This window comes from Roseovarius atlanticus (genome assembly GCF_019802205.1).
GTDB classification, from domain to species: domain Bacteria; phylum Pseudomonadota; class Alphaproteobacteria; order Rhodobacterales; family Rhodobacteraceae; genus Roseovarius; species Roseovarius atlanticus_A.
The window spans coordinates 1,689,261-1,713,778 of sequence record NZ_JAHVHQ010000003.1; the positions used below are offsets into that span (position 1 = coordinate 1,689,261).

Below are 24,518 nucleotides of genomic sequence, written 5' to 3' on the forward strand. Positions count from 1 at the left end.
CCGACGCGAACGTGATCGCCCGTGTGCGCGCCCTAGAGCGTGGCGTTGATCGCGCCACCGTCCAGCAGGATGTTCTGCCCCACGATGAACCCCGCGTGCCGGCTGCACAGGAACGCACAGGTCGCGCCGAAATCCTCGGCCGTGCCATAGCGCCCGGCGGGGATCGTCGCCGCCCGTCGCGCCCGCGCCTCGTCAAGGCTGATCGACTGCGCCTCGCTCACGCCCTTGTCCAGCGAATCGGCCCGGTCTGTCGCATGAATGCCGGGCAGCAGGTTGTTGATCGTAACGCCTTTTACCGCCACCTGACGGGCCGTGCCGGCGACATATCCGGTCAGGCCCGCGCGCGCCGAATTGCTCAACCCCAGCACCGGGATCGGGGCCTTCACGCTCTGCGAGGTGATGTTGACCACCCGGCCCCAGCCCCGCTCCATCATGCCCGGCACCAGCGCCTTGATGAAGGCGATGGGCGTCAGCATGTTGGCATCCAGCGCCTTGATGAAATCCTCGCGGTCCCAGTCCGTCCACTTTCCCGGCGGCGGGCCGCCCGCGTTTGTCACAAGGATATCAACGCCTTCCGCGGCACTTATCACCTTCTCTTGCCCCTCTGGCGTGGTCACGTCGCAGGCCACGGTGGTCACCTCCACGCCAAAGTCGCCGCGAATGGCCTCGGCCGACGCCTCCAGCGCCTCTTCCCCCCGCGCGTTCATCACCAGGTTCACGCCCGCCTCCGCCAGCGCCCGGGCACAGCCCAGCCCCAGCCCTTTCGACGACGCGCAGACCAGCGCGCGTTTACCTTTTATTCCAAGGTCCATGATAGTCTCTCCCGATCGTTTGCCCTCAGTTAGCATTTCCGCCCCTTTCAGGACCAGCGAAACCCCCGCACGCGTCGCCGTGTTGACCACATGACGCCACAATCCTAGGCTATGCCGTCCAGTCAGGGCAGCGCGGGTCCGCCAACGGACCGCAACAGGCAAAAGGAACATCATGACCAAGGGCCCAGATCGTCCGGCTTATGCCATCCCCGTCCTTCGGGCGGCGGATTTCACGGTCATCAACGGTGCCAATCTTGGCGATTCCATATCCTTCGCCGACGAGCTTGACCTCGACGACACTTACGACCTGCGCGTCGGCGCCCGCCTGCACCGCCTGTCGCTGGCCCCCGGCGACGGCAACGCGCTCACCGTCGTCGACGGCTCCCGCCTCGGCACACCCGGCGCCACCGTGCATCTCGACAGCTGCCTGACGGTGATGTCCGCCAACGGCCAGACCTCCGAAATCCTGATCCTGGTCGAGGTCGACGCCGCCGGCGACGTGGCCCAGGTCTATGCCCACCCGCTGGCGCAACTGAAACCGCGCACCGGCTACAGCCTCGTGGGCATCGACACCGTCAACGCCCGCCAGAAATTCGCCGAGGTGGCCTGCGTGTCGTTTTCCAAGGGCACGCATATCACCATGGCCTCCGGCGCCCAGACCCCGATCGAGGATCTCAAGGTCGGCGACCGCGTGCTCACCCGCGACGACGGCCCCCAGCCGGTGCGCTGGATCGGCCAGTCCACCGTGCGCGCCGTGGGAGAGTTTTCGCCCATCCGCATCCGCGCGGGCGTGATGAACAACACCGGCGACCTGCTGGTCAGCCCCGATCACCGGCTGTTCGTCTATCAACGCTCCGACGCGCTCGGCGCCGGCCGGTCCGAGGTTCTGATCCGCGCCCGCCACCTGGTGAACGGCGACACCGTGGTGCAGGAGGATGGCGGCTTCGTCGACTATTACCAGCTTCTCTTCGACACCCACCAGATCATCTATGCCGAAGGCATCGCCGCCGAGACCCTGCTGGTCGACACGCGCACCCGCGCCGTCCTGCCGCAGGAGCTCAACGACGAACTGGCCCGCGCCCTGCCCGGCGGCGGCCATGCCAGGCGGACCCACCTCGAATTCGAGGTGAACGAGGGCGAGGTCCGGCCCGACATGGCCAAGCTGCTCAAGGCCGCCTCGACGCGCTAGGCTGCCTCACACCTCCGAATAGGTGTAGAAGAACTCCTCGCGCACGATCTTGCCGTCCGCAACGGTGTAGACGCCGACGTCTTCCATGTCCGACACCTTGCCGGTCTCCGTCTCCTTGACCTTCGAGCGGAAGATTACCGCGAAGCGGTCGTCGCCATGCCACATCGGCCCAGTCACCTCGGCCTCCAGCATCTCCATCGCGCCCTCCCACCACTCGTGCTTGGCCCGGATCCCGTCCAGCCCGTGGGTCTCGCGGCCCTGCCCCATGTCGACGGCCTCCACCGACACCGCGTCGGCGGCGTAAAGCCGGTCCAGGTTCTCCTTCGCCCGGCCCTCGCGGCACCCGGCCACCAGTTCCTTCGCGACCTGCATCATGTCCATCTCTCGGATCTCCCATATGTGTGTTCTCGCAATGTTCCGACACTGCCATCCCCGGCCCGTCCGGTCCACTGGCGTCTCGATGCCGGGCGCCGCCTCTGGCCACATCCTGACAGCATCGCCCTGGCACACCAAAATGACACCGACGCGATGCCACCCGGATACCGACGCGATACCGACGCCCGAATCTTGCACCTGCCCCGCGCCGCCTCTATAGCGTCGCTCATGTTGGATACCGTCCCAAATCGCCCCGATCTGCCGGCCGAAATCGCCCGGCGGCGCACCTTTGCCATCATCAGCCACCCCGATGCCGGCAAGACCACCCTGACCGAGAAGTTCCTGCTTTACGGCGGCGCCATCCAGATGGCCGGACAGGTCCGCGCCAAGGGCGAGGCGCGACGCACCCGCTCGGACTACATGCAGATGGAAAAGGACCGGGGCATTTCCGTCTCGGCATCTGCAATGTCGTTCGATTTCAACAGATTCCGCTTCAATCTCGTCGACACGCCCGGCCACTCGGACTTTTCCGAAGACACCTATCGCACCCTCACCGCGGTCGATGCCGCCGTCATGGTGATCGACGGCGCGAAGGGCGTGGAAAGCCAGACGCAGAAGCTCTTCGAGGTCTGCCGCCTGCGCGATCTGCCGATCCTGACCTTCTGCAACAAGATGGACCGCGAAAGCCGCGACACCTTTGAAATCATTGACGAAATACAGGAAATGCTGGCGATCGACGTGACGCCCGCGTCCTGGCCCATCGGTGTCGGGCGCGATTTCATCGGCTGCTACGACATGCTCAATGACCGGCTCGAACTGATGGACCGCGCAGACCGAAACAAGGTCGCGGAATCCATTGCAATCAACGGCTTGGACGACCCCAAACTGGCCGATCACGTCCCCGCCAACCTTGTCGAGAAACTGCGCGAAGACGTTGAAATGGCTCGCGAATTGCTGCCCGATCTCAACCCGCAATCGGTGCTCGAAGGCCACATGACCCCGATCTGGTTCGGCTCCGCCATCAACTCCTTCGGCGTCAAGGAATTGATGGACGGCATCGGCACCTACGGGCCGGAACCGCAGCCGCAATCCGCCGAGCCGCGCCAGATTTCACCCGAGGAATCAAAGGTTTCCGGCTTCGTCTTCAAGGTGCAGGCCAACATGGACCCCAAGCACCGCGACCGCGTCGCCTTCGTGCGCATGGCGTCCGGGCACTTCAAACGCGGCATGAAACTGACCCATGTGCGCTCCAAGAAGCCCATGACGGTCTCCGCCCCCGTGCTCTTTCTCGCCTCCGACCGCGAACTGGCCGAAGAGGCCTGGGCCGGCGACATCATCGGCATCCCGAACCACGGACAGCTGCGCATCGGCGACACCCTCACCGAGGGCGAGGCCCTGCGCGTCACCGGCATCCCCTCCTTCGCGCCGGAACTCCTGCAGAACTGCCGCGCGGGCGACCCAATGAAGGCCAAGCACCTGGAAAAGGCCCTGATGCAATTCGCCGAGGAAGGCGCCGCCAAGGTCTTCAAACCCACCATGGGCGCGGGCTTCATCGTCGGCGTCGTGGGCCAGCTGCAATTCGAGGTCCTGGGCAGCCGGATCGAGCTGGAATACGGCCTGCCCGTCCGCTTCGAGCCGTCGCAATTCACCTCCGCCCGCTGGGTCCACGGCCCGAAAGAGGCGGTCGAGAAATTCATCAATGCCAACAAGCAGCACATCGCACTCGATAACGACGGCGACACGGTCTACCTCACCCGCCTGCAATGGGACATCGACCGCGTCGAGCGGGACTACCCCGAGATCAAGCTGTCGGCGACCAAGGAAATGATGGTGTGACGGGCCTCTTCGCATCATTCTGGCGCGATGGATGACCAGGTTTACCCCGGCGGATTTGCCTCACTCGTAAGGCGGTTCGAGAGCAAGCGCACCCAGTTCACCAATTGGCAAGACCTGCTGCCGCCAGTCGACGCGGACCTTTCTCCTTACTTCCACGCAACCGTTTCCCCCGGCCCCGTGCCACCGCGCCGGAAGACGCGCGACATCCATGAAAAGCACGAGGATTTCAGCGCTCAACTGGCCGGCTGCAGCGAGGCGCATGTGTTGAATGCGATCCTCATCGCGGTGCTGCGCCGGCGGGATCCGCCGGATGAGGCCCTGACCCTGTTTTTCCGCCTGTGGTCCGAGCATGGCGCACGCCTGGTCAAGGACATGCCCGTGCGCTGGATGGTGTCCTCCGCCACCACCTTTGCGGATCATGGCCGGACCGGCGACCAACGCGCCTGCGGAATGGGGCTTTCGGTGCTCTTCGACACGATCAAGCTCTACGAGAGCGAACGCAGCTACAGCGGGCTCTCCGGGCGCAAGCTCTTCAGCCTTCGACCCGGGGAAAAGCGCCACAGCATGCCCTTCGCGGTCACCCGCTATTCCTTCAAGTCGGGCGACCTCGACAAGAACATGCTCGCCCGGCTCTGGCTGCTGTCCGAGGCCGACGCGACCATCGCCCCCCTTGCCCGCGCGATGCTGCGGCTGGTCGTCTCCGACACGCGTACCGTCTTCTCCCGGGTTCAGCGGATGAAGGCCGCACGGGCAGAGCGTCGCGCCAGGAAGCAACCGTGACCCTTCAAAACCGCGTCCTGCCCACCGGCGAGATCGCGGCCACGCCCGAACGCGGCACCCTCATGGGCAATCGCGGCATCCTGCACGACGCCGATCGGCAGCTGGGAAAGGCCCGCTGGCGCCACCCGCACTGGGTCACCTGCCTGCTGGACTTCAAGGACCGCCGTCGCAAGCTCATGCAGCCAAGAGCCTACACCGAGCTTTTCTTTCTCGACGAGCCCACGGCGCTTGCCGCCGGTCACCGCCCCTGCGGCGAATGCCGCCGCGCCGCGCATCGACGCTTCGTTGCGCTTTTCCACGCGGCCAACGGCACTGCGACACTGGCCGAGATCGACCGTCTGATGCACCGTGACCGCGTCACCCGCAGGCGCGCGCAGGTCCGCCACACCGCCCCGCTTGAAAGCCTGCCTGACGGCGCCTTCATCCTGAATGGCGACGCGCCGCACCTGGTCTGGGGCGGGCATGTCCTGCGCTACGCCCCCGGCGGCTACACCGCCGCCCTGCCCCGGAGCACGGGGCCCGCGACCGTGCTCACCCCGGCCTCGACCGTCGCCACGCTGGCCGCCGGGTACCGCCCCGTGCCGCACCCCTCGGCCACACAGGACCGCTCCTGATCTTCCCCTGGCTCCAAATATCCCCGCCGGAGGGATATCCTTCTTGTGTCATACGTTCTCACTGGGTGCCGTCGGAACAAATCTTCCTTAGATCTCAGAAATTTAAGGTGTGTACTTGCCCGGACTTAATGGAGAGCGTTTAGCTGTGAACTCACCCGAACGTTTCAAGAAGTGACGTAAACCGTCTTCAAACTCGTATAGAAGTCGCGCGCGTGTGCGCCCTGTTCTCTTGGACCATGTGATGAACTTTTGCGGCCGCCGAAAGGGACATGGTAGTCGACACCGGCAGTCGGGGTATTCACCATGACCATGCCTGCCGCCGACCGATGCTTGAAATCGTTCATTTTCGAAAGGGACGTCGTGCAGATTCCGGACGACAGGCCAAATGCAGTATCATTGGCGATCGAGACGGCCTCTTCATAATCGCCCGCTCGAATAACTGATGCAACCGGCCCGAAAATCTCTTCCCGGTTTATGCGCATGCCGTTGTTCGTGTCGGTGAATAGTGCCGGCTCCAGAAAGTACCCTTTGGTCTTTCGCTCCAGTGCCTTTCCGCCGAATGCAAGGTTCGCGCCCTCTGACTGCCCAATGCGAATGTAATCGATATCTTGCTCAAACTGGGTTTCGCTGACAACCGGCCCGATATCGGTGGCTGGGTCGAGGGCGTGGTCGATACGCAGGTCGGCAAGTTGTGCAATCATCCGTTCGACAAATCTGTCGTGAACGTCGGTTTCGACAATAATACGACTTGAGGCCGTACAGCGTTGGCCAGTGGAGAAATACGAGCCGTTGATCGCCACCGATACCGCAGTATCCAGGTCAGCATCGGAGCAGATGATGAGGGGGTTCTTACCGCCCATCTCCATTTGCATTTTCTTGCCGTTCTCCATGCATGCCAATCGGATCTGCCGCCCGGTTCGGACCGATCCGGTAAAGCTGATCGCCCTGACGAGAGGCGATCGCACGATCGCTTCGCCGACCACCGCTCCGCGCCCCATAACGAGGTTCAAGACACCGGCCGGTAGACCCGCGCGCTTCAGGATGTCGGCTAGTTCCCACGCGCAACCTGGAACGAGCTCGGCGGGTTTGAAAACGACCGTATTGCCATAAGCGAGAGCGGGGGCAATTTTCCACGCGGGTATTGCGATCGGGAAGTTCCAAGGTGTGACCACGCCGATCACGCCTTCAGGCTCGCGCAGTATCTCGACATCTATTCCGTCACGCACCGAGTCTAGGCGCTCACCAGTGATCCTGAGTGCTTCGCCCGCAAAGTACCGGAAAATTCGACCGGCACGGGTAACCTCACCGATGCCTTCAGCAAGCGTTTTCCCCTCCTCCCGGGACAATAGCCGCCCGAGTTCTTCCTTGCGCGCAAGGATCTCCGCGCTCGCGCGCTCCAGTATGTCCGACCTGTACTCGGGCGACGTTCGCGCCCAGCTGGCGAAGGCAGCATGTGCGGCGCTGACGGCATCGGCAACGTCCTCTACGCTGGCATCGGCGTAATCCCCGATAACGTCCGAAAGATCGCTCGGGTTGGAGTTGGAGGTTGCGTCGGCGGCGCCGGTCCAGGCGCCGGCAATCAGATTCTTCTTCATTGTAGGGTCCGGATCACTTCAGGAGGTTCGCAAGCTCTGGCGTGGCCTTGTCGACAGCAATGGCAAAGCGGTCTATGCCTTCGTCGAGTTCGGCTTTTGTTATCGACAGAGGTGGCGAGAAAGAGTTGATGGGTAGAAAGGGCAAGGCCCTGGTCATCACTCCGGCTTCGAGCGCATGCCGCGCGACAATCCGGTGTGGCCCGCTGTTATCCGGGAATGCCGTCCGTTTGGCACGGTCTGCGACATACTCTACACCGGCCATCAGGCCGACCGCTCGAATGTCACCGATATAGGGGTTTTCACCTAGGCGGTCGCGAAGCCTGGCGGCGAAATGGGGAGCAAGCGTCGCGGCATTTTCCACGAGCTTCTCGCGTTCCATCAAGTCGATATTGGCAAGTGCCACCGCACTTCCGACTGGATGGCCGGAATAAGTAAACCCATGCATAAACGCCCCGGTCTTGTCAGAGGCTTCCTCCAGAACACTCCAGATGCGCTCAGAAACGAGGCTCGCGGACATCGGAAAATACGCGCTGGTCAATCCCTTGGCGAGGGACACAATATCGGGGCGCAACCGATATTTGCCGGTTGCGAACCAATCGCCCGTGCGTCCAAATCCCGTGATAACCTCATCTGCAATGAACAGGATGTCATACGCATCAAGGACCTCTTGCACTTTCTCGAAATAACCGGATGGGGGCAGGAACACACCGCCGGTGCCCATCACCGGCTCGGCAATGAAGGCTGCGATCGTTTCTGCACCTTCCCGCTCGATAAGTTTCACCAGATCGACCACCATTCGCTCCGCAAAAGCCTTCTCATCTTCGCCGGGCAGCCCGAACCCGTAATAATGCGGGCAAGAGGTGTGCAGCACCCCGGGGATTGGAAGGTCAAATGCCTTGTGATAAACGGAAATTCCGGTGAGGCTGCTGGATGCGTAGGTGAGGCCGTGATACGCGCCAACGCGCGAGATCACCTTTTTCTTGTCCGGCAGTCCGCGCAAATTGTTGTAGTGGCGCACCAGCTTGTAAGCGGTATCGTTCGCATCTGACCCCGAGGTGCCGAAGAAAACGCGGGCCATATGCGGCGCATCTGCCGTGTCACGAAACAAATTCAAAAGACGATCGGCCAAGAGTATCGACTGCTCAGAGGACGCGCCACCAAACAGATGCTGAAAGCTCATCTCTCGCATCGTTTTGTCTGCGGCATCAGCCAGTTCCGCCCGGCCGTACCCGACGTTTACGCACCACAGTCCGGCGCCCATGTCGATAAGATCCCGGCCATCGGCGTTACGTACCGACACGCCCTGTGCGCTCTTATAGATCGACGGACCATTGCGCATGACGTCGGCAATTGAACTGACCGGGTGGAACAAGCTTTCGCGGTCCATTTGATCGAGGGAAACATTTCTCGGATGTGTCATTGGTTCGGACTTTCAGGTTTAACGTGGCGAATGAATTTGCGGGGCGGCCCCCTGGGTAAGCCGACTGCGTATTGCGCGGACAGAAGCCTCAGGGGTTGTAAGGACAGGTGCAGAGACGACGTCGCGCGCCTTTTCGGCCGCGCGGGCCATGGAAAACTGCCCAAGCACTACAACATCAACGTCGTCGAATTGCCTGACGGCTTCTGCGACCCGCACATCATGCCCGTAACCGTCGCCTGACTTGAGCGCGTCCAATGCGTCTTCAACGAAAACACTGCGGACTTCTATCTTATGGCCTCTGGCGGCGGCCATGTGTTCCAGTTCAGTTCGCAGGGAGGCTTCGGATGGACCGAACGTCACTGCAAGTCCGATTGAGCGACCTAGCTTGATTGCTTGTTCGAATGCCGCTTCATTGGGGCGCAGGATCGGGATATGAAAACGAGCCTTGACCGCGTCGATTGCGGGCCCGAATGCCGAGCAGGTAAAAAGGATGCCTTCGGCCCGCCCGGCCAATCCGTCGGCAGACATGGCGTACTCTGTGAGCGAAGCAAATCGCTTCATCATCGCGGCGTCCAGCGAACCAGCGTGAGCACGATCTACGGCCAGTGAGGTGTCAAGAAGATCAAATGCGTAGGCTTCAGGCCAGTGGCTCTGAAATGCCGCCCGGATCGGGGCAACAGACTCTTCGAGCGCGTGTATCAGCGCAATGCGCCTGCGCGGCGTATCCGGCGTAGTCATCATGATCTCCGTGCATTGATCGCAGCGATCAGCCGAGCGTCCCGGTCTGTCTCGAGTTGCGAAATGCTCTTGCCGCCCGCCTCGGCCATCACCCCCTCAACAAGCAAAGCGCAGACCTCGGGCGTGAGGTTTGGCGAGCCAAGGGTCGACCATCGCTTTTCCTGGCTTGGCCCAAGATGGCTAAGGTAGTGAGCGATACCGCCTGCGCCCCCACCAAGATGGTAGGCCATATGCGCCCCGACCACGGACCAGCGCAGGCCGGGACCATTCAAGAGGGCCGCGTCGACTTGCGGGACATCGGCGATGCCCTCTGCAACGATATTCACTGCCTCACGCCACAGTGCCGAGGCAAGCCGATTTGCGATATGACCTACTGCTTCGCGTTTCAGGCAGACAGTTTGCCTGTCGAGATCGCGGTAGAAGGCCTCGGCCTTGGCAACGGTCGCATTGTCGCGTCCGTAAATCTCGACAAGCGGCATAAGATGCGGGGGATTGAAGGGGTGAGCCGTCAGGAACCGTTCAGGATGAACCATGCCCTCGGAAAGCTCGCTCCAGACCAAGGAGGACGTGCTCGACGCGATCAGAGTGTCACTGGACGCCGCGGCTTCCACCTGGGCATAAAGCGCCTGTTTGAGCGGAACGTTTTCCGGGGCGTTCTCCTGCACGAGTTCCGCGCCCCGTACAGCGTCTTCCAGTTTGTCGCAGGGTATCAGTTGCCCTTTCGCACTACCATTGCCGAAACCCAGCTCCGCCAACTGCTGCAATGGCCGGACAACTCCGTCGGCCATTCCGTCTCGCGCTTCCGGAGAGGGGTCCCAGATCATGACATCATGTCCACGGGCCAGAAAAAGCGCGGTCCAGCTTTGGCCGATCAAACCGCAACCCAGAACAGCTAACTGCATGTGCGTCACCCTGTTACTCTCTCAATTCAATCCGGTAGCGGATGGGCGCAAGGTCGGTAGCTCCTCAACGAACTCGCCATGTGTTGACAGGAAAGCCATGCCGGCAAGAATATCGCGCGAAATTGCTTCGCCCGCAGCAGCGCCGTCGCCACTACTCAGCGCCTCAATCGCCTCGTCGTGGAAGTTCGCCTCGATCATCCGATCCAGGCCCTTGTTCAGATGGCGCAGGAATGGCCCCGCCTGAAGCCACATCAATCGTATCAGCGATTGCAGCGTTTCTGACGGGCAGTACCGATAAACCGTAAATTTCAGTCGCTGGTTGTGATCCAGATAGTCCTCGATTACGTTTTCCGAGATGGCGCGATCCAGCCCGGCGGCCGCATCGTGAAGCTCTGCGAAACCGGCGTCGTCAATCAGACCGCAGGCGAGTTCTGTTGCCCTGCTCTCCAGCAGCGCCCGCGCTTCCATGACTTCCTGAAACTTGCGTAAACTGATGAGCGGGACGGAAAAAGTGCCGTTGGAATTCTGTACCAATGCCTGTTCCGCCAAAAGGCGGCCAAGCGCAGCCCGCGCCGGCATGTCCGAGGTTCCGAGGGAGGCCGCCAGCTTACGGGAACTGAGCTTTTCTCCCGGCGCGAACCCCCCACGCATCAGTATATCACGGAGTTGCCAGTAAACTCTGTCCTGGACCGAATGGGTCTCGACCTTGGACAGCAGCGAGGTCGAGGCCGGAGCCGGTTTCTTTTTCATCGTTTCTCTCCCGCTTCACGTTCTCCAACAATTCCTTCCGGTCGAAAAATCAGAACCAGCAACAATAGAAACGCCAAAAGGATTTCCCGGGTGCCCTCCGGAGCCTTCAAGAGATCATCGCCAACCGCGATACCGCGTTCAAAAACCTGAATGCTTTCACGCAGCACGACCACCGTCATTGTCCCGACAACAGCGCCCGTCAGCGATCTCAGCCCGCCTACCACCAGCATCGCAAGGGTAAGGAATGTCATGTCCAACCAGAACATGCTGACAGAAATCGTCCCCAAGAAATGTCCGTAGAGAACGCCACCAAGTCCCGAAACGAAACCGCTGACCGTGAACGCTATCAGTTTCTGCGCCCAAGCGTTGACGCCCGAGGCGCGTGCGGCGGCTTCATCCTCGCGAACGGCGCGCAGACGAAGACCAAAGGATGAGATCCGGTAGATTGTCGCGATCATGATTGCCAGAAGCACAGCGGCGAAAGCGGTCCAGAGCGAGACATATGTGGGAAGCCCCACGACCGCGCTCTGGCCCGCCGTCCATCCCTGCCAGTTCTCGTAGATGGTCTTGAAGACAAAGAGCATCGACAGCAAGGCGATCGACGCCGCAGTGCCCGACAGTCGCATAAGCATGGTTCCGAGCAGCAAAGCGACGAGGGCAGCGAGCGCTGATGCAATCACGGCCGCTCCCAGAACCGGAACCTGCAACGCCAGCAGCCAGGCAGGAAGATCCGGCATGAATATGCCCTTCATCGGACCGCAGCAGGTCTGCCAGGCAGAAGCATAGGCTGCGATCAACGCAAATGTGACATGCCCAAAAGATACGATCCCGGAGTTGCCGATGAAAATCGAGAGGCCAACGACCATCACCACGTAGATCAGGGCCTCGGTCATGATGCTTTCCAGGCGCGAGGCACCGACGAGGGACACTAGTATGCATAGCGCCGCAAGCGGCAGGACAAGAAGTGCTGCTGGACGCAAGACCTGCCCGGTCCACGTTCGCAGCAGTGCCCTTTTCTGAGGGACGTCCAGTTTACCCACTGTGTCGGTCATACTCGTTCCAGCCTTTTTGAGGAAGAAAAGATGCCCTGCGGACGTACCAGAAGAACGAGGATAACAAGCCCGTACAGGAAGGCGTCGCGGGACGCCCTAAGTTCAGGCGGCAACAGGGCCTGCAGAAGAGCAGAGGCAATTCCAAGCGTCAGCCCGCCCATCATGGCGCCCCAGAGACTGCCCATGCCGCCAAGAACAGTTCCAACGAAGCCAGCGATGGCCAGTGGAACGCCCATCCGGTAGTCAAGAACTCCGGTCTTCGCGACGTAGAGAAGAGACACCGCGCCCGCCAGCACCCCAGAGACGGCGAAGGCATAGGCGATCACCCGGTTGGCTTTCACGCCGAGCAGGCGTGCCATCAGGAAGTCTTCCGAAGCACTGCGAATCTCGCGTCCCGGTCTAGTGAATCCGAGGAAGATGATGACAAACGCGAAGAGCACGACCGTCGCGGCAACTGTTGCCACATCGATGAGAGGCAACCGCACATCGCCGATCGAGATGTAGCCACTCAGGCTGTCAAGAATGTTTACGGATTTCGGGCGCCCCGTATGCACGAAGAGAATGACGTTCTGAATTAGATAGCTGATCGCGAAAGAGGCGATCAGAAGGCTGGCCCCGTCGGCATTATGGGCTCGCAACGGCCGAAACGCAAAGCGTTCGGTCGCCAGCATCATCAACGTGACGAAACCTATGATCATCGGAACCATGAGCCAGACGCCCAGGTCTCCAATGAAGGGCCGTGCGATCTCGGCTGAGGACGGGACAACAAGGGCGTAGGCGCCAAGCGTTATCAGGTCGCCATGGGCGAAATTGATCATCCTCATCACGCCGAAGACGAGACCGATGCCCAAGGCGACGAGAGCATAGGCGCCGCCCAGACTGAGCGCGTCGACAATTAGCTGCAACCAATTCATCCTGATGTGACCTCCCCGAAATAGGTCGCCTCGAATTCGGCGTTTGCCGTCAGTTCATCCACAGTCCCTTCCATCACGATTCCCCCGGACCGCATCAGGTATAGCTGGTCAGCCAGAGCCAAAGCCCGCCGGCTGCTTTGTTCGATAATCAGCAGCGTAACGCCTTCATCCCGCAGGCGGGCAAAAGTGCTGAAGACCAAATCTACAAATTGCGGGGCAAGACCAAGTGAAGGTTCGTCCACAATCAGCAGCCTCGGCGCCGTCATCAGGGCACGGGCGATTGCCAACTGCTGCTGTTCGCCGCCTGATAACTGACCGGCAACTTGGTCTCGGCGCTCGCCAAGGATCGGGAACAGATCGTACATACGTTGAAGCCTCGGCCCATGTTGCCCCTGATCTCTAATCAGCGGCGCTCCGACCAAAAGGTTTTCACGAACCGACATGCGGCCAAAAATGTGCCGCCCCTCGGGAACAAGGCTGATCCCATGTGCGGCGACGGTTTCCGGCGGGATCCGCCCTAGGTCGACGCCATCGAATACGATGGACCCCGAAGTTGCCCGCTTTGCCCCGGCGATCGTCATCGCCGTCGTGGATTTCCCCGCGCCATTCGGACCGACGATACAGACCACCTGCCCTTCTTTGACTTCGAGGTTGAGGTTCCGGACCGCCGGAACCTTGTCATAGTCGACGCACAGATTATTGATCTCCAGCAGCATCAGTGACTCCCGAGATAGGCTTCGATTACTGCCGGATCGCCACGCACTTCGTCGCGCCCACCTACGGCCAATGTGCGCCCTTCGCGCAGGACATGCAGTTTCTCGCAGACGGCCATGACAACCGGCATGTTGTGTTCGATCAAAAGGACGCCGCAGCCATATTCAGCCGGAATCCGCGCAATGAGATCGACCAGCTGTGCCCCCTCGGCGTCGTTCATGCCGGCCGCGGGCTCGTCAAGCAGCAAGAACTGCGGCTCAAGTGCGAGCGCCCTGGCAATCCCAACCAGCCGTTCCTGGGTGTAGGGCAGCGCGCCCGCAATCTTGTCGGCTGCGTCTGCAATTCCAACGAAATCCAACGCCCTCTGAGCGGACTGTTCGCCTTCAGCGCGGCCTGCGCTGTGCGCGAAAACCGGGACATGAACATTTTCCCGTACAGTCATCCGCTGGAACAACCGGACAGACTGAAACGTCCGCACTATTCCACATCGTGCGAGAGAATCCGGGCGGGCGCGGTTCAGGACCTTGCCGTCAATCTCTACCGTACCACTGGAGGGACGCGTGAAACCCGACAGTACGTTCACCATCGTTGTCTTTCCGGCCCCATTCGGGCCGAGCAGCCCAACGACTTGGCCCCGAGCGAGGGAAATACTGACATCCTCAAGCGCAGTCAGGCCGTGGTAACGGACGGTCACGCCTCGCGTGGTTAGGTGTCCGGACATGATGCATTCTCCCCAGGAAGACGTCCGGGTGAAACACCCGGAAATCTCTTCGCAATGATCATTCGGCGGCCATGTACTCGCCGGTGGCCATGTCATAATAGCCAAGGGCCTCGGTTTTTCCGTCCGTCGTGGCCGTGAGAAGCATCGGACGTTCATCATTGCTGTGCTTTTCGGCAGTGAACGACGTCGGACCTACAAGAAGCTCCTCATCAGAGAAACTTTCCAACGCGGCCCGGACAGCGTCTGTCTCGAAAGTCCCTGCCTTTTCCACAGCCCGTGCCCATGCTTCAATTACCGAATACCCGGTGATACCCTGACCCGAGGCCGGAAGTTCGCCGTAGGCCGCTTTGTATCGCTCGAAGAAGTCGCGGTTGCGCGACCTCGGGTCCTCCACGCCGGCGTCAGCCGAGTTGCTCAGGTGGTAGTAGTTTGACAGACCCGGTACCGCCGAATGCCACGAACTGGAGTCACCGCCCGTGCCTGCGAGGATCGGAATGTCGATACCAGCGGACCGGAACTGACGGATCGCGCTGGCAAGCCCGGGAGGAACGCTACACAACATCATAAGATCCGCTTCCTGACCCTTTGCCTGATACCGTGAAATCTGTGAGGCAACCGTGACATCGGAATTCTTGAACTCGTCTTGGAGGACGATCGAGTTCGCTCCGGCAAGCTCACTCCATCGTTCGACAAATCCGGCACACAGCGACTTGTCGTACTGAATGAAGGTATCAAGCAGCACGTAGGCCGACCTCCATCCCTTCATGTTGTAGGCCCAGTCCGCGAGCATGCGCCCGGTGCCGTCGGCCTCGGTTGCCATTGTGAAAACGTTATTGCCGATTGTCATGTTGCCCAGCTTGTCATCGGCGCCGCAACTGGACATCGCGATGATCCCGGCCTGCTGCGCAACAAGAGCGGCAGGCGCCCCCATGTCGAAGTCGCAGGCGACCATGATCACCTTGGCACCTGCCGAGACCAGTTCCTGAGCGGCGCGCGCCGTTTCGGCCTGGTCTGTCTTGGTGTCGACATGAACCAGCTCCAACTGATTGCCGAGCAGACCACCATTTGCATTGATCTCGTCCACCGCCAGCTGCGCCGCGCGTGTCGGATTGGTGTCAAATGCCGCCATCCAACCGCTAAACGAGGTCGCAACACCAACGATGATGTCCTCAGAATGGGCCTGCCCCGAAGTCGCGACGGCAAGTGTTGCCGCAAGCAAGCCTTTCCGCAATCCGCCGCGGCGGGCACGAACATTGTTTGTCATAGTCTTACCTCCTGTTATGTTTTTGATTTTTCATCGTTGGAAATTTGGGACTCGATCGATCAAGCGTCTGCGCGCATCCGTTCCGATTGCGTAGCTTCAAGATCGAGATCACCATTCTCAGTTATCACCACTCCATAGACGTCCAGGGCGCGGTCCCTGGTCACCCAGCCGTCCTGAACATCCTTGATCACTCTTAGCGGGTCCCGCTGCGTAGGCGCGCCATAGCCGCCGCCCCCGCAACACACAGAGACGATCGACTCTTCTTGGCGAATGCGCACGGTTGCCGCCGCCTGCAGTTCTTCCGTCTTGCCATCCGCCGAACGGCGGAACTGGTTCGATCCACCGCCCGTGCCCCCGCCGTGCACACCGCGCGGCGGATTGAGCCGCCCATCGCTGCAATACGCCACGTCGATATCACATCCGAGCGGACCGAACTCGACCCTAAGGCTAGGCGCGCCGATATGTCGGCCTGCGCCTTCAGTGTTAGGCAGAATACGGCGCTCGCTGACCAGGATTGGCTGGTACAGCTCATCCAGTTCCACACTGTCGATGAAACACATGCCGCCGTTTCCGACATGCAGATAGGTCAGCCATGCGTCCTCGTATGGTGTTCCGGCGCCGGTCGTGCACCCCAGGAAGATCTGGTTGACGAATGGCTCGCCGCTCCGCGGGTCATTGCCGGACACCACGGCGGAGGACGGCGGCAGGAACGCTCCGAATTCCGCGGTCCCAAACCCCTCACCCAGCTGGGCAATCGACAGGGCGACTGCATGCGTCACGCGATCAGCCACGTTGGTCGTTGAAACGGAACAACTGGTCGGATGTCTGGGAATGCCAGCGACCGAGTTCTCTTTCAGCAGCATTTCCACGCGCCTGAAGCTTCCAGCGTTGCGCGGAATGTCGCCTCCGATGCTATTGAACAAAGCGATGAGACAGGCCGACCGACTACAAGCTTCGCTTAGATTCAGGCCGCACGGAAGAGCATCAATATTGTCGGTGAGATCGATTGTCACCCGGCCTTCTTCGGGTTTCGTCGTCACGGTCGCATTGATCCGGATACCTTCGTCCGGTGTGCCGGGAATGGGGTCATGTGTACTTGATGCCGACGCCTGACCAGCGGGAAGCTCGGACAATCGGGTGGCCATTCGCTCCTCGCTGTAATCGAACCACTGACCACAAAAGGCGTCCAGCTTATCCCAGCCGATTTCTTCGCCAAGGCGCAGGATCTCCTGCTCACCAATCCGGGCCGAACCGATCATGGCCTTGAAGTCGCCACGCCATTGGTCAGGTACGCGAATTCGCATCTCGCACATGCGCGCCACGTCTTCGATCGTGCGGTAGTTCTCTTGCACGCGGACCGCCGGAAAGATCAGCGCCCCTTCGGCATAAACGTCCTGAGCAGTGCCCATGTAGGTCGTCGGCTCTGCGTTGCCGCAGTCCGCCTGGTGCGCTTTTGTCAGCACCGTGAACCGATGCTTGCCGGTGCCGTCGATGACCGGAATAAGCAGCACGTGATCAGCGGCATGCGAACTTCCGTGGTAGGGAGAATTGTGAAGGAAGGCATCTCCTCGCCGAAGGTTCGGATGAAAATCCTTCATCGCCTGCGCCATCATGTCGGGACCAACAAGAACGTGGATCGGCAGACTGTCTGCCGTTGCCAGCAACTGGCAGTCAGCCGTCACGATACAGCAGGAAAAGTCGCGCGCCCGGTTAAGAACGCCAGAACGTCCGGTCCGGTAGAGCGTGTTGGTCATCTTGCGCGCGATACCTTCAAACCGATTGATCAGTATCGCCAGTTCGGCACCATTGAGATTGGTTGTTTCCATGGGTTCGGCTCCGGTTATGACGCGATAGATATGCTGGCGGCTGCAGCGCCGGGTTCGACAACGAGATTACCCGAACTGGACCGGCGGAACGTCACACCCGGTGGAATGACGATCGAGGTGAAACGGCTTTCGACAATCGCCGGACCCGTCTTGACGACTTCCGGCATCAGCTTTTCGAAGGTATGGATAGGCACCTCCGTATGACCGACATTCGCGAAATAAGCCTTGCGCGACCTGTCGGCGCCTGTCGCGCCCGCTTCACCGGCGATCCGCAACTCTTTCGTCTTGGCCACCTCGCAACGGACCTGCGCCCGCCAGGCGATCACTTCCACCATCGAGTCCTCGTCGCGGAAGGCGAAAATCCGTTCGTGGGCGTCATGGAATGCTGCCCGGAGATTGTCGGTGGCATCCGGCTTTGAAAGATCGTCCGGACTGATCGCGACATCGATTTCCCAGACCTGATGGGCGTAGCGGGCTTCGGCGAAATAATCGATCTCGATTGCAGCCTCCGAGGCTCCGACCTTTTCAGCGAACGCCTCGGCCTGCGCCTTCAACTCAGCCAGTGTGTCGCGAACCCCGTCTGCGTCGAATTCTTCGCTGTTGGTCACGAATAGCCGACGATAGCCTCTACCCACGTCGGATACAACTGCGCCAGCGGCAGACAGACCGGCCCCCACTTCGGGGATAAGCAGCGTCGGGCACCCCATACGGGCGGCAATTCGGACCGCGTTCAAACCTGCGGCGCCGCCACCACCAATGATACAGGCAGTCGTTGGGTCGATACCCTGATTCACGGTGATATCGGTGATTGCCTGAACCATGTTCTCGGTCCAGACCTCAAGCACCGCCAGAGCAGCAGCCTCGGTAGAGAGACCGAGCGGCTTGGCGACCTTCTCGGAAATGGCCGCAGATGCTGCCTCCATATTCAGCCGGATACTACCTCCCAGAAAGTAGTCCGGATCGATATAGCCGAGAACCAGCGCAGCATCCGACACCGTGGGCTCGGTACCACCGGCGTTGTAGCAGACCGGCCCCGGCACCGAACCGGCGCTTTGCGGTCCGACGTGCAGCACCCCACCATCATCGACCCAGGCGATACTGCCGCCTCCAGCCCCGACGCTCTTCACGTCGACCGATGGAAAACCCGTCAGATCGCTTTGGTAAGGACGACCAAGCCAGCTTTCGTGCGTGAAGGGTACACGTCCTCCGCGCACCAGAGACACATCGAAAGTCGTGCCTCCCGTATCGAAGACAATGGCATCGTGTTCCGTCGCCTCGGTGGCAGACACGAAATGGCCCGCAATCGGAGCCATGGAAGGCCCGGAATTGAGAGCGAGGATCGGGGCACGCCGGATTTCATCAGCATCGACCATCGTGCCCTGCGAGGTCAGAACCAGAACCTGACCGGAAAAACCAGCGTCTTTCATCGCCATCTCAAGGCCGCCAATGTATCGATCCATCAGAGGCTTCAGCGATGCATCGATCGCGGTGGCTATTGTCCTGCGATATTCGCGAAGCGACGGATTAAGCCTGTGCGACAACGTCACCGGCACATCCGGCAGATGCTCTCGGAGTATTTCCTCCACTTTCAATTCGTGACCGGGCTCGATGATCGACCAGAGCAAACTGACCGCGACAGCCTCGACGTTATCGTCACGGAGCTGTTGGGCAATCCGGACAACCGCCTCTTCGTCAAAAGGCCGAAGCTCACTACCCTGCGCGGTCAGCCGGCCTGGAACCTCAAAGGTCCGGGTTCGCGGAATAAAGGCACGTTGGTACCGTACCGTATGATCGAAAGGCTTCTCCCGCCCACCTTCCCGCAGAAGAAGGATGTCCGGGTGGCCCTCGCTGACCAACAGCGCGGTCTTCGCGACCCGTCCGGTAACGATGGCATTGATGGCATGCGTCGTGCCGTGAATGAATTGACGGCCTTGGCTCAACAACTCCTCGCGACTCATCCCGAAGGCTTCCGATGCGACCGCAAAGGCGCCAAGCACGCCCTCCACCGGATTGCTCGGGACCGTCGGGGATTTGAAGAGGTGTAGACGTCCATCCCGCTCGATGACGAGATCAGTGAATGTTCCGCCAGTGTCAGTTGCAAACCGCATTTGTACTCCCTTTGATACTTGGCGCCCTCTTTTGGGGCATTGACGCAGCCGCACAGTGGCCGAATTCATCGCACGTTAGGCAGCGCATCTTTTAACTGCAACAACTTTTTGCGATCTGCGATCGCATTTTTTCGAATGGCCGTCCCGTTAACGACGGAGCAATACTGTGCCACGGTTGAAGCGCGCCGACGGGAATGGACAATAATTTCTGTAGGTATAGATCGGGTCGCGGTTCCGATAAGAAGAGCCCATGACCAAGAGACATCAGCACAGCACCGCCAAGAGACGCGAAGTCGTCGATGCCTGTTTTCAGGGCCAGTCGACGCCCGCCCTTAGCCAGAAGCACATTGTTCGCCGCATGCCTGTGCAAGGCCGTGATGCTATGCTGAGGGGATCCGGAATCGGCTGATCAAAAATAACAAATCTCCGCCGGAAGCATCGACCTCTTGCGCGCCCCCCGCCCCTGTCACATGCTCCGGCCATGAGCAGTGATCCCAAATGGGGCATCGTCGCCACGATCAAGGCGCCCGCCCAGGACATCCTGAATTTCGCCGCGCACCATCTCGACCTGGGCGCTCACCGCGTCTTCGTCTACCTGGATGAGGACGCGCCCGAGGCCCGCTCGGCGCTCAAGCGGCACCCCAAGTGCCGCGTGATACTGACGGATGCCGATTACTGGAAACGCCGCCGCCGCGACAAGGGGCGGCCGGACGCGCACCAGCACCGCCAGTCGCTGAACGCCACCCATTGCTATACACGCGATCCGCAGGTCGACTGGCTCCTGCATGTCGACGTCGATGAATTCCTGCAGCTTCTCTCGCCGCTCGTCGCCCAACTGGCCGCGATCCCGCCCGGCATCCTCTCCGCCCGCGTGCGCCCGGTCGAGGCGATGCAGCCCGATCCCGCCGACCCGCCGCCGCCCGGCACGATCTGGTGCAAGGGCTTCGATCCCGTGCTGCGGACCCGCCGCGAGCAGACCGCCAGGCTTTACCCCCGCTACGGCGAGCATCTGAACGGCGGCTTTCTCAGCCACGTCGCCGGGAAGATCTTCGTGCGCACCGGGCAGCCCGATGTCAGCATCCGTATCCACAACGCCTTCGTCGACAAGACACGCGATTCCAATCTCTTCGACCTCGACGACTGTCGCCTCGTGCATCTTCATGCCCCCACCTGGGACGACTGGCAGGCGCGGTTCCGCTACCGGCTAAGCCAAGGCTCATACCGACCCGACCTCAAGGCCAACGCTCGGAACTCGGAAACGGCCCTGACGATGCATCAGCTGTTCTCGATGCTCGAGTCCGAGGGCGGCGAAGACGCCCTGCGCGCCTTCTTCACCGAGGTCTGCGTGGCCACGCCGGACCTGCGCAGCCGGCTCGACGCGCTCGGCCACCTGCACGCGGTCTCCCTCGACCTGGACGCCAAACGCGCCCGCCACTTCCCGAATTTCGCCTGATCGCCCTTGATTGTTGCCGCAACGCACACAGTTCACACGTTATCCGCTCTTTGTCCGCCCCGTGGCGTCGCACATTGACCAACGCCCGCCCTTGGGATAGGGGGAGTGGACCAAGGCCCTGCACGCATGGGCCAATTCGAGATGGCGGGCCAGAATCGTGTCCGCAAAACTGTGGACATACATGACCAAATTTTCTGACCTGAGCCTCAACCCCAAGGTTCTGAAAGCCGTCGAAGAAGCCGGCTACGAGACCCCCACCCCCATCCAGGCGGGCGCCATTCCTCCCGCGCTCGAGGGCCGCGACGTCCTGGGCATCGCCCAGACCGGCACAGGCAAGACGGCGGGCTTCACCCTGCCGATGCTGTCGCTCCTGGCAAGGGGCCGCGCCCGCGCCCGGATGCCGCGCAGCCTGGTGCTGTGCCCCACGCGCGAACTCGCCGCCCAGGTGGCCGAGAATTTCGACACCTATTCCAAGTACCTCAAGCTGACCAAGGCGCTCCTGATCGGCGGCGTGAGCTTCAAGGAACAGGAACAGATCATCGACAAGGGCGTGGACGTCCTGATCGCCACCCCCGGCCGCCTGCTCGACCATTTCGAGCGCGGCAAGCTGATCCTTTCGGACGTCAAGGTGATGGTCGTGGACGAGGCCGACCGGATGCTGGACATGGGCTTCATCCCCGATATCGAGCGCATCTTCGGTCTGACCCCCTTCACCCGCCAGACGCTGTTTTTCTCCGCCACCATGGCGCCCGAGATCGAGCGGATCACCAACACGTTCCTGTCCAGCCCCGAACGCATCGAGGTCGCCCGGCAGGCGACGGCCTCCGAGACGATCGAACAGGGCGTGGCGATGTTCAAACCCTCCCGCCGTGACCGCGCCGACAGCGAAAAGCGCAAGCTGCTGCGCGCATTGATCGACGCCGAGGGCGACAAGCTCACCAACGCGATCATCTTCTGCAACCGAAAGACGGACGTGGATATCGTCGCAAAGTCGCTCAAGAAATACGGCTATGACGCCGCTCCCATCCACGGCGACCTCGACCAGAGCCAGCGCACCCGCACGCTTGACGGCTTCCGCGCGGGCTCGCTGCGCATCCTGGTGGCCTCCGACGTGGCCGCCCGCGGCCTCGACGTGCCATCGGTCAGCCACGTCTTCAACTTCGACGTCCCCGGCCACCCCGAGGATTACGTGCACCGCATCGGCCGCACCGGCCGCGCCGGCCGCGAGGGCAAGGCGATCACGCTCTGCAACCCGCGCGACGAAAAGGCCCTCGACGCGGTCGAAAAGCTGATCCAGAAAGAGATCCCGCGCCTCGACAACCCGCTGGGCAATGCCGCGCCCGAGCCCGAGGCCGACGCCACGTCCGACGAGGCTCCGCAGAAACCGCGCCGCTCGCGCAGCCGCCGCAAGCCCGACGAGGCTCCGCAGAAAACCGACGAGGCCAAGGCAGCCCCGGCGCCCGACGACGCGACCGATGCCAAAGCCGAAACCAGCTCGGAGGACGACCGCAAGCAATCCTCGCGCGGTCGCGGCAGCTCCGGCAAGAAGCAAGGCGACGACAAGTCCAGAACCGTCGGCATGGGCGACCACCTGCCCAGCTTCATCGCCAAGAGCTTCGACGAACGGATGGTGTCCTGAACCCACCCTGCAGGGTGGGTGAAAACCCACCTGCCCCACGCGTCCAACCGATCCCGTAGGGTGGGTTTCCAACCCACCCCGACGCGCCGCTCGTCGACACCCGCGTAGGGTGGGCGAAAGCCCACGCGCGCCCTGAGCCGCGCGTTACGACAGCCGGCTGATGATCACCGTCACCTCGGGCTTCTTGCCGATCTCGCCAAGCGCGCTCTGCCGCGCCACCTTGCGCAGCCCATCCTCCAGCGCATCGTCGTCGCTCAGCGTTTTCGACTTCGCGCGCCCCATGAACTGGCTCAGATCCTCTTCCAGCACATCGACCAGCGGCGCGCGGCTGCTGCCGGTCTCGGCCAGGCCCATCAACTCGCACCAGGGCTCACCAAGCGGCTCGTCGCTCTCGTCGAGGATCACGTTGATCGTCACATGCCCATTGAGCGCCATGCGGATGCGGTCGCGCACGATCCCGTCCAGCGCCCCGATCTTCACCGACCCATCCAGGTAGGTCCGTCCGGTCTCGACATATTCGGCCACCTCGGCGCGGTTTCCACTCAGCTCGATCATCGTCCCGTTTGGCGCTATCACACCGTGCAGCTTGCTCTCACCCGCCAGCTTCACATGCTCGCGCAGGTGCCGGTGCTCGCCATGCATCGGCACCACGAATTGCGGCTGGACGATCTGGTGCAGCTTCTTCAGGTCGGGCCGGTTGGCGTGGCCCGAAACGTGGTATAGCCCGCTGCTGTCATCCACCACGTCCACGCCCTGTTCGCTGAACTGGTTGATGATGCGGATGACGCCGCGCTCGTTGCCCGGAATGGTCTTCGACGAGAACAGGAACGTGTCGCCGGGCTTCAGCTCGATCCCGTTATACTTGCCCTGCGCCAGCTGCGCGCTGGCCGCCCGCCGCTCGCCCTGGCTGCCGGTGACGATCAGCATCACGTTCTCGCGCGGGATCTCGCGCACCTCCTCGGGGCTGATCGTGCGCGGAAAATCGGTCAGCACGCCGGTCTCGACCGACGCCTCGATCATCCGCCGCATCGCCCGGCCCAACAGGCAGATCGACCGCCCGGCCCGCTGCCCCGCCTCGGCCAGCGTCTTCACCCGTGCGACGTTGCTGGCAAACGTGGTCGCCACGACCATGCCCTTGCATCCCGCCACCAGCTTTTCGATCTCGGGACCCACGGTGCTTTCGCTGCGGCCCTCATGGGCGTTGAACACGTTGGTCGAATCGCAGACCAGCGCCTTCACCCCCGGCTTGGCGATCTCGGCCCACATCGCCTCGTCGAATGCCTCGCCCACCACTGGGTTCAGGTCGATCTTGAAATCGCCCGAATGCACGATCCGCCCCGCCGGCGTGTCGATCACCAGGCCGGAACTTTCCGGGATCGAATGCGAGATCGGCGCGAACCCCACCGTGAACGGCCCGGCTTCGGTCGTCTCGGGCCAGGGAGACACGGTCCGCACCGCCTTTTCGGGGTGGCCATGCTCGTCCATCTTGCGCCGCGCGATATTGGCCGTGAAGGCCCGCGCGTAAATCGGCGCGCCCAGCTGGTCATAGTAATGCGCCACGGCACCGACATGGTCCTCGTGCGCGTGCGTGATGAACACCGCCTCCAACTGGTCGCGCCGCTCTTCCAGCCACGCGATATCCGGGAAGATCAAGTCCACCCCCGGCGTGCCGTCCATGTCCGGGAACGTCACGCCCAGATCCACAAGGACATACCTCTCCTTGCCCGGCGCGCCGTATCCGTAGACATAGGCGTTCATGCCGATTTCCCCCGCCCCGCCAAGGGCAAGGTACGTCAATCTCTCACTGCTCATCCCC

Annotated in this window: 21 protein-coding genes; 6 read left to right on the forward strand and 15 right to left on the reverse strand. The window is 61.6% G+C overall.

The features are described 5' to 3' along the window. Window positions 1-32: 32 nt before the first annotated feature. A complete protein-coding gene (locus tag KUV49_RS14185; RefSeq protein WP_222450508.1) occupies window positions 33-812 on the reverse strand; it encodes an SDR family oxidoreductase in 780 nt (259 codons plus the stop codon). A 172-nt stretch (window positions 813-984) separates the two neighbouring features. Here KUV49_RS14185 and KUV49_RS14190 point away from each other — a divergent pair, with 172 nt between their 5' ends. Beyond that, the gene (locus tag KUV49_RS14190) at window positions 985-2,001 is read left to right on the forward strand and encodes a Hint domain-containing protein (protein WP_152492791.1); all 1,017 of its coding nucleotides are present in this window, start codon (window positions 985-987) and stop codon (window positions 1,999-2,001) included. Window positions 2,002-2,007: 6 nt separating this feature from the next. Here KUV49_RS14190 and KUV49_RS14195 read toward each other — a convergent pair whose 3' ends face one another. After that, window positions 2,008-2,382, reverse strand: a complete 375-nt coding sequence (locus KUV49_RS14195; RefSeq protein WP_222450509.1) for a nuclear transport factor 2 family protein — start codon at window positions 2,380-2,382, stop codon at window positions 2,008-2,010. Window positions 2,383-2,604: 222 nt separating this feature from the next. Here KUV49_RS14195 and KUV49_RS14200 point away from each other — a divergent pair, with 222 nt between their 5' ends. Genes KUV49_RS14200 through KUV49_RS14210 form a run of 3 tightly spaced genes read left to right on the forward strand, consistent with a single transcriptional unit; the run spans window position 2,605 to window position 5,606 of the window. Beyond that, window positions 2,605-4,212, forward strand: a complete 1,608-nt coding sequence (locus KUV49_RS14200) for a peptide chain release factor 3 (RefSeq protein WP_222450510.1) — start codon at window positions 2,605-2,607, stop codon at window positions 4,210-4,212. A 27-nt stretch (window positions 4,213-4,239) separates the two neighbouring features. Then, window positions 4,240-4,992 (forward strand): hypothetical protein, encoded by a 753-nt coding sequence (locus KUV49_RS14205; protein WP_222450511.1) that lies wholly within the window; start codon window positions 4,240-4,242, stop codon window positions 4,990-4,992. Further along, a complete protein-coding gene (locus tag KUV49_RS14210; protein WP_222450512.1) occupies window positions 4,989-5,606 on the forward strand; it encodes a hypothetical protein in 618 nt (205 codons plus the stop codon). Before KUV49_RS14205 ends, KUV49_RS14210 begins: the two co-directional genes overlap by 4 nt. Before the next feature lie 164 nt (window positions 5,607-5,770). Here KUV49_RS14210 and KUV49_RS14215 read toward each other — a convergent pair whose 3' ends face one another. The 12 genes from KUV49_RS14215 to KUV49_RS14270 form a co-directional block, all read right to left on the reverse strand. Next, the gene (locus KUV49_RS14215; RefSeq protein ID WP_222450513.1) at window positions 5,771-7,201 is read right to left on the reverse strand and encodes an aldehyde dehydrogenase family protein; all 1,431 of its coding nucleotides are present in this window, start codon (window positions 7,199-7,201) and stop codon (window positions 5,771-5,773) included. Window positions 7,202-7,214: 13 nt separating this feature from the next. Further along, window positions 7,215-8,621, reverse strand: a complete 1,407-nt coding sequence (locus KUV49_RS14220) for an aminotransferase (protein WP_261391218.1) — start codon at window positions 8,619-8,621, stop codon at window positions 7,215-7,217. Between the two features lie 18 nt (window positions 8,622-8,639). After that, complete coding sequence (locus KUV49_RS14225; RefSeq protein ID WP_222450515.1) at window positions 8,640-9,359, reverse strand: aspartate/glutamate racemase family protein; 720 nt, start codon at window positions 9,357-9,359, stop codon at window positions 8,640-8,642. Further along, a complete protein-coding gene (locus KUV49_RS14230) occupies window positions 9,359-10,261 on the reverse strand; it encodes a 3-hydroxyacyl-CoA dehydrogenase NAD-binding domain-containing protein (RefSeq protein ID WP_222450516.1) in 903 nt (300 codons plus the stop codon). Before KUV49_RS14230 ends, KUV49_RS14225 begins: the two co-directional genes overlap by 1 nt. 21 nt (window positions 10,262-10,282) lie before the next feature. Further along, on the reverse strand, window positions 10,283-11,011 hold the full coding sequence (locus tag KUV49_RS14235; protein WP_222450517.1) for a GntR family transcriptional regulator: 729 nt from the start codon (window positions 11,009-11,011) through the stop codon (window positions 10,283-10,285). After that, on the reverse strand, window positions 11,008-12,063 hold the full coding sequence (locus tag KUV49_RS14240; protein ID WP_222450518.1) for a branched-chain amino acid ABC transporter permease: 1,056 nt from the start codon (window positions 12,061-12,063) through the stop codon (window positions 11,008-11,010). Before KUV49_RS14240 ends, KUV49_RS14235 begins: the two co-directional genes overlap by 4 nt. Then, the gene (locus KUV49_RS14245) at window positions 12,060-12,977 is read right to left on the reverse strand and encodes a branched-chain amino acid ABC transporter permease (RefSeq protein WP_222450519.1); all 918 of its coding nucleotides are present in this window, start codon (window positions 12,975-12,977) and stop codon (window positions 12,060-12,062) included. Before KUV49_RS14245 ends, KUV49_RS14240 begins: the two co-directional genes overlap by 4 nt. Continuing rightward, window positions 12,974-13,693 carry an ABC transporter ATP-binding protein gene (locus KUV49_RS14250; RefSeq protein WP_261391219.1) on the reverse strand — a complete coding sequence of 240 codons (720 nt, stop codon included), beginning with the start codon at window positions 13,691-13,693 and terminating at the stop codon, window positions 12,974-12,976. The genes KUV49_RS14245 and KUV49_RS14250 overlap by 4 nt, the downstream gene beginning before the upstream one ends. After that, the gene (locus KUV49_RS14255; protein WP_222545607.1) at window positions 13,693-14,385 is read right to left on the reverse strand and encodes an ABC transporter ATP-binding protein; all 693 of its coding nucleotides are present in this window, start codon (window positions 14,383-14,385) and stop codon (window positions 13,693-13,695) included. Before KUV49_RS14255 ends, KUV49_RS14250 begins: the two co-directional genes overlap by 1 nt. A gap of 85 nt (window positions 14,386-14,470) precedes the next feature. After that, on the reverse strand, window positions 14,471-15,676 hold the full coding sequence (locus tag KUV49_RS14260) for an ABC transporter substrate-binding protein (protein WP_222450521.1): 1,206 nt from the start codon (window positions 15,674-15,676) through the stop codon (window positions 14,471-14,473). Window positions 15,677-15,735: 59 nt separating this feature from the next. Further along, window positions 15,736-17,502 carry a hydantoinase B/oxoprolinase family protein gene (locus KUV49_RS14265; protein ID WP_222450522.1) on the reverse strand — a complete coding sequence of 589 codons (1,767 nt, stop codon included), beginning with the start codon at window positions 17,500-17,502 and terminating at the stop codon, window positions 15,736-15,738. A gap of 14 nt (window positions 17,503-17,516) precedes the next feature. Next, the gene (locus KUV49_RS14270; RefSeq protein WP_222450523.1) at window positions 17,517-19,610 is read right to left on the reverse strand and encodes a hydantoinase/oxoprolinase family protein; all 2,094 of its coding nucleotides are present in this window, start codon (window positions 19,608-19,610) and stop codon (window positions 17,517-17,519) included. A gap of 481 nt (window positions 19,611-20,091) precedes the next feature. On the opposite strand from KUV49_RS14270, the gene KUV49_RS14275 reads away from it, so the two are divergent. Both KUV49_RS14275 and KUV49_RS14280 read left to right on the forward strand, forming a co-directional pair. Further along, window positions 20,092-21,063, forward strand: coding sequence for a glycosyltransferase family 2 protein (locus KUV49_RS14275; protein ID WP_222450524.1), 972 nt, complete (start codon window positions 20,092-20,094; stop codon window positions 21,061-21,063). Window positions 21,064-21,244: 181 nt separating this feature from the next. After that, window positions 21,245-22,702 carry a DEAD/DEAH box helicase gene (locus KUV49_RS14280; protein WP_222450525.1) on the forward strand — a complete coding sequence of 486 codons (1,458 nt, stop codon included), beginning with the start codon at window positions 21,245-21,247 and terminating at the stop codon, window positions 22,700-22,702. A gap of 144 nt (window positions 22,703-22,846) precedes the next feature. On the opposite strand, the gene KUV49_RS14285 is transcribed toward KUV49_RS14280, so the two are convergent. After that, the gene (locus KUV49_RS14285; RefSeq protein WP_222450526.1) at window positions 22,847-24,514 is read right to left on the reverse strand and encodes a ribonuclease J; all 1,668 of its coding nucleotides are present in this window, start codon (window positions 24,512-24,514) and stop codon (window positions 22,847-22,849) included. Window positions 24,515-24,518: the final 4 nt, after the last annotated feature.

What these genes read in the sequence shown, in the direction of transcription:
- KUV49_RS14185 (WP_222450508.1), bottom strand. Translation starts at nt 812, where the DNA reads ATGGACCTTGGAATAAAAGGTAAACGCGCGCTGGTCTGCGCGTCGTCG.
- KUV49_RS14190 (WP_152492791.1), top strand. Translation starts at nt 985, where the DNA reads ATGACCAAGGGCCCAGATCGTCCGGCTTATGCCATCCCCGTCCTTCGG.
- KUV49_RS14195 (WP_222450509.1), bottom strand. Translation starts at nt 2,382, where the DNA reads ATGGACATGATGCAGGTCGCGAAGGAACTGGTGGCCGGGTGCCGCGAG.
- KUV49_RS14200 (WP_222450510.1), top strand. Translation starts at nt 2,605, where the DNA reads ATGTTGGATACCGTCCCAAATCGCCCCGATCTGCCGGCCGAAATCGCC.
- KUV49_RS14205 (WP_222450511.1), top strand. Translation starts at nt 4,240, where the DNA reads ATGGATGACCAGGTTTACCCCGGCGGATTTGCCTCACTCGTAAGGCGG.
- KUV49_RS14215 (WP_222450513.1), bottom strand. Translation starts at nt 7,201, where the DNA reads ATGAAGAAGAATCTGATTGCCGGCGCCTGGACCGGCGCCGCCGACGCA.
- KUV49_RS14220 (WP_261391218.1), bottom strand. Translation starts at nt 8,621, where the DNA reads ATGACACATCCGAGAAATGTTTCCCTCGATCAAATGGACCGCGAAAGC.
- KUV49_RS14225 (WP_222450515.1), bottom strand. Translation starts at nt 9,359, where the DNA reads ATGACTACGCCGGATACGCCGCGCAGGCGCATTGCGCTGATACACGCG.
- KUV49_RS14230 (WP_222450516.1), bottom strand. Translation starts at nt 10,261, where the DNA reads ATGCAGTTAGCTGTTCTGGGTTGCGGTTTGATCGGCCAAAGCTGGACC.
- KUV49_RS14235 (WP_222450517.1), bottom strand. Translation starts at nt 11,011, where the DNA reads ATGAAAAAGAAACCGGCTCCGGCCTCGACCTCGCTGCTGTCCAAGGTC.
- KUV49_RS14240 (WP_222450518.1), bottom strand. Translation starts at nt 12,063, where the DNA reads ATGACCGACACAGTGGGTAAACTGGACGTCCCTCAGAAAAGGGCACTG.
- KUV49_RS14245 (WP_222450519.1), bottom strand. Translation starts at nt 12,977, where the DNA reads ATGAATTGGTTGCAGCTAATTGTCGACGCGCTCAGTCTGGGCGGCGCC.
- KUV49_RS14250 (WP_261391219.1), bottom strand. Translation starts at nt 13,693, where the DNA reads ATGCTGCTGGAGATCAATAATCTGTGCGTCGACTATGACAAGGTTCCG.
- KUV49_RS14260 (WP_222450521.1), bottom strand. Translation starts at nt 15,676, where the DNA reads ATGACAAACAATGTTCGTGCCCGCCGCGGCGGATTGCGGAAAGGCTTG.
- KUV49_RS14265 (WP_222450522.1), bottom strand. Translation starts at nt 17,502, where the DNA reads ATGGAAACAACCAATCTCAATGGTGCCGAACTGGCGATACTGATCAAT.
- KUV49_RS14270 (WP_222450523.1), bottom strand. Translation starts at nt 19,610, where the DNA reads ATGCGGTTTGCAACTGACACTGGCGGAACATTCACTGATCTCGTCATC.
- KUV49_RS14275 (WP_222450524.1), top strand. Translation starts at nt 20,092, where the DNA reads ATGAGCAGTGATCCCAAATGGGGCATCGTCGCCACGATCAAGGCGCCC.
- KUV49_RS14280 (WP_222450525.1), top strand. Translation starts at nt 21,245, where the DNA reads ATGACCAAATTTTCTGACCTGAGCCTCAACCCCAAGGTTCTGAAAGCC.
- KUV49_RS14285 (WP_222450526.1), bottom strand. Translation starts at nt 24,514, where the DNA reads ATGAGCAGTGAGAGATTGACGTACCTTGCCCTTGGCGGGGCGGGGGAA.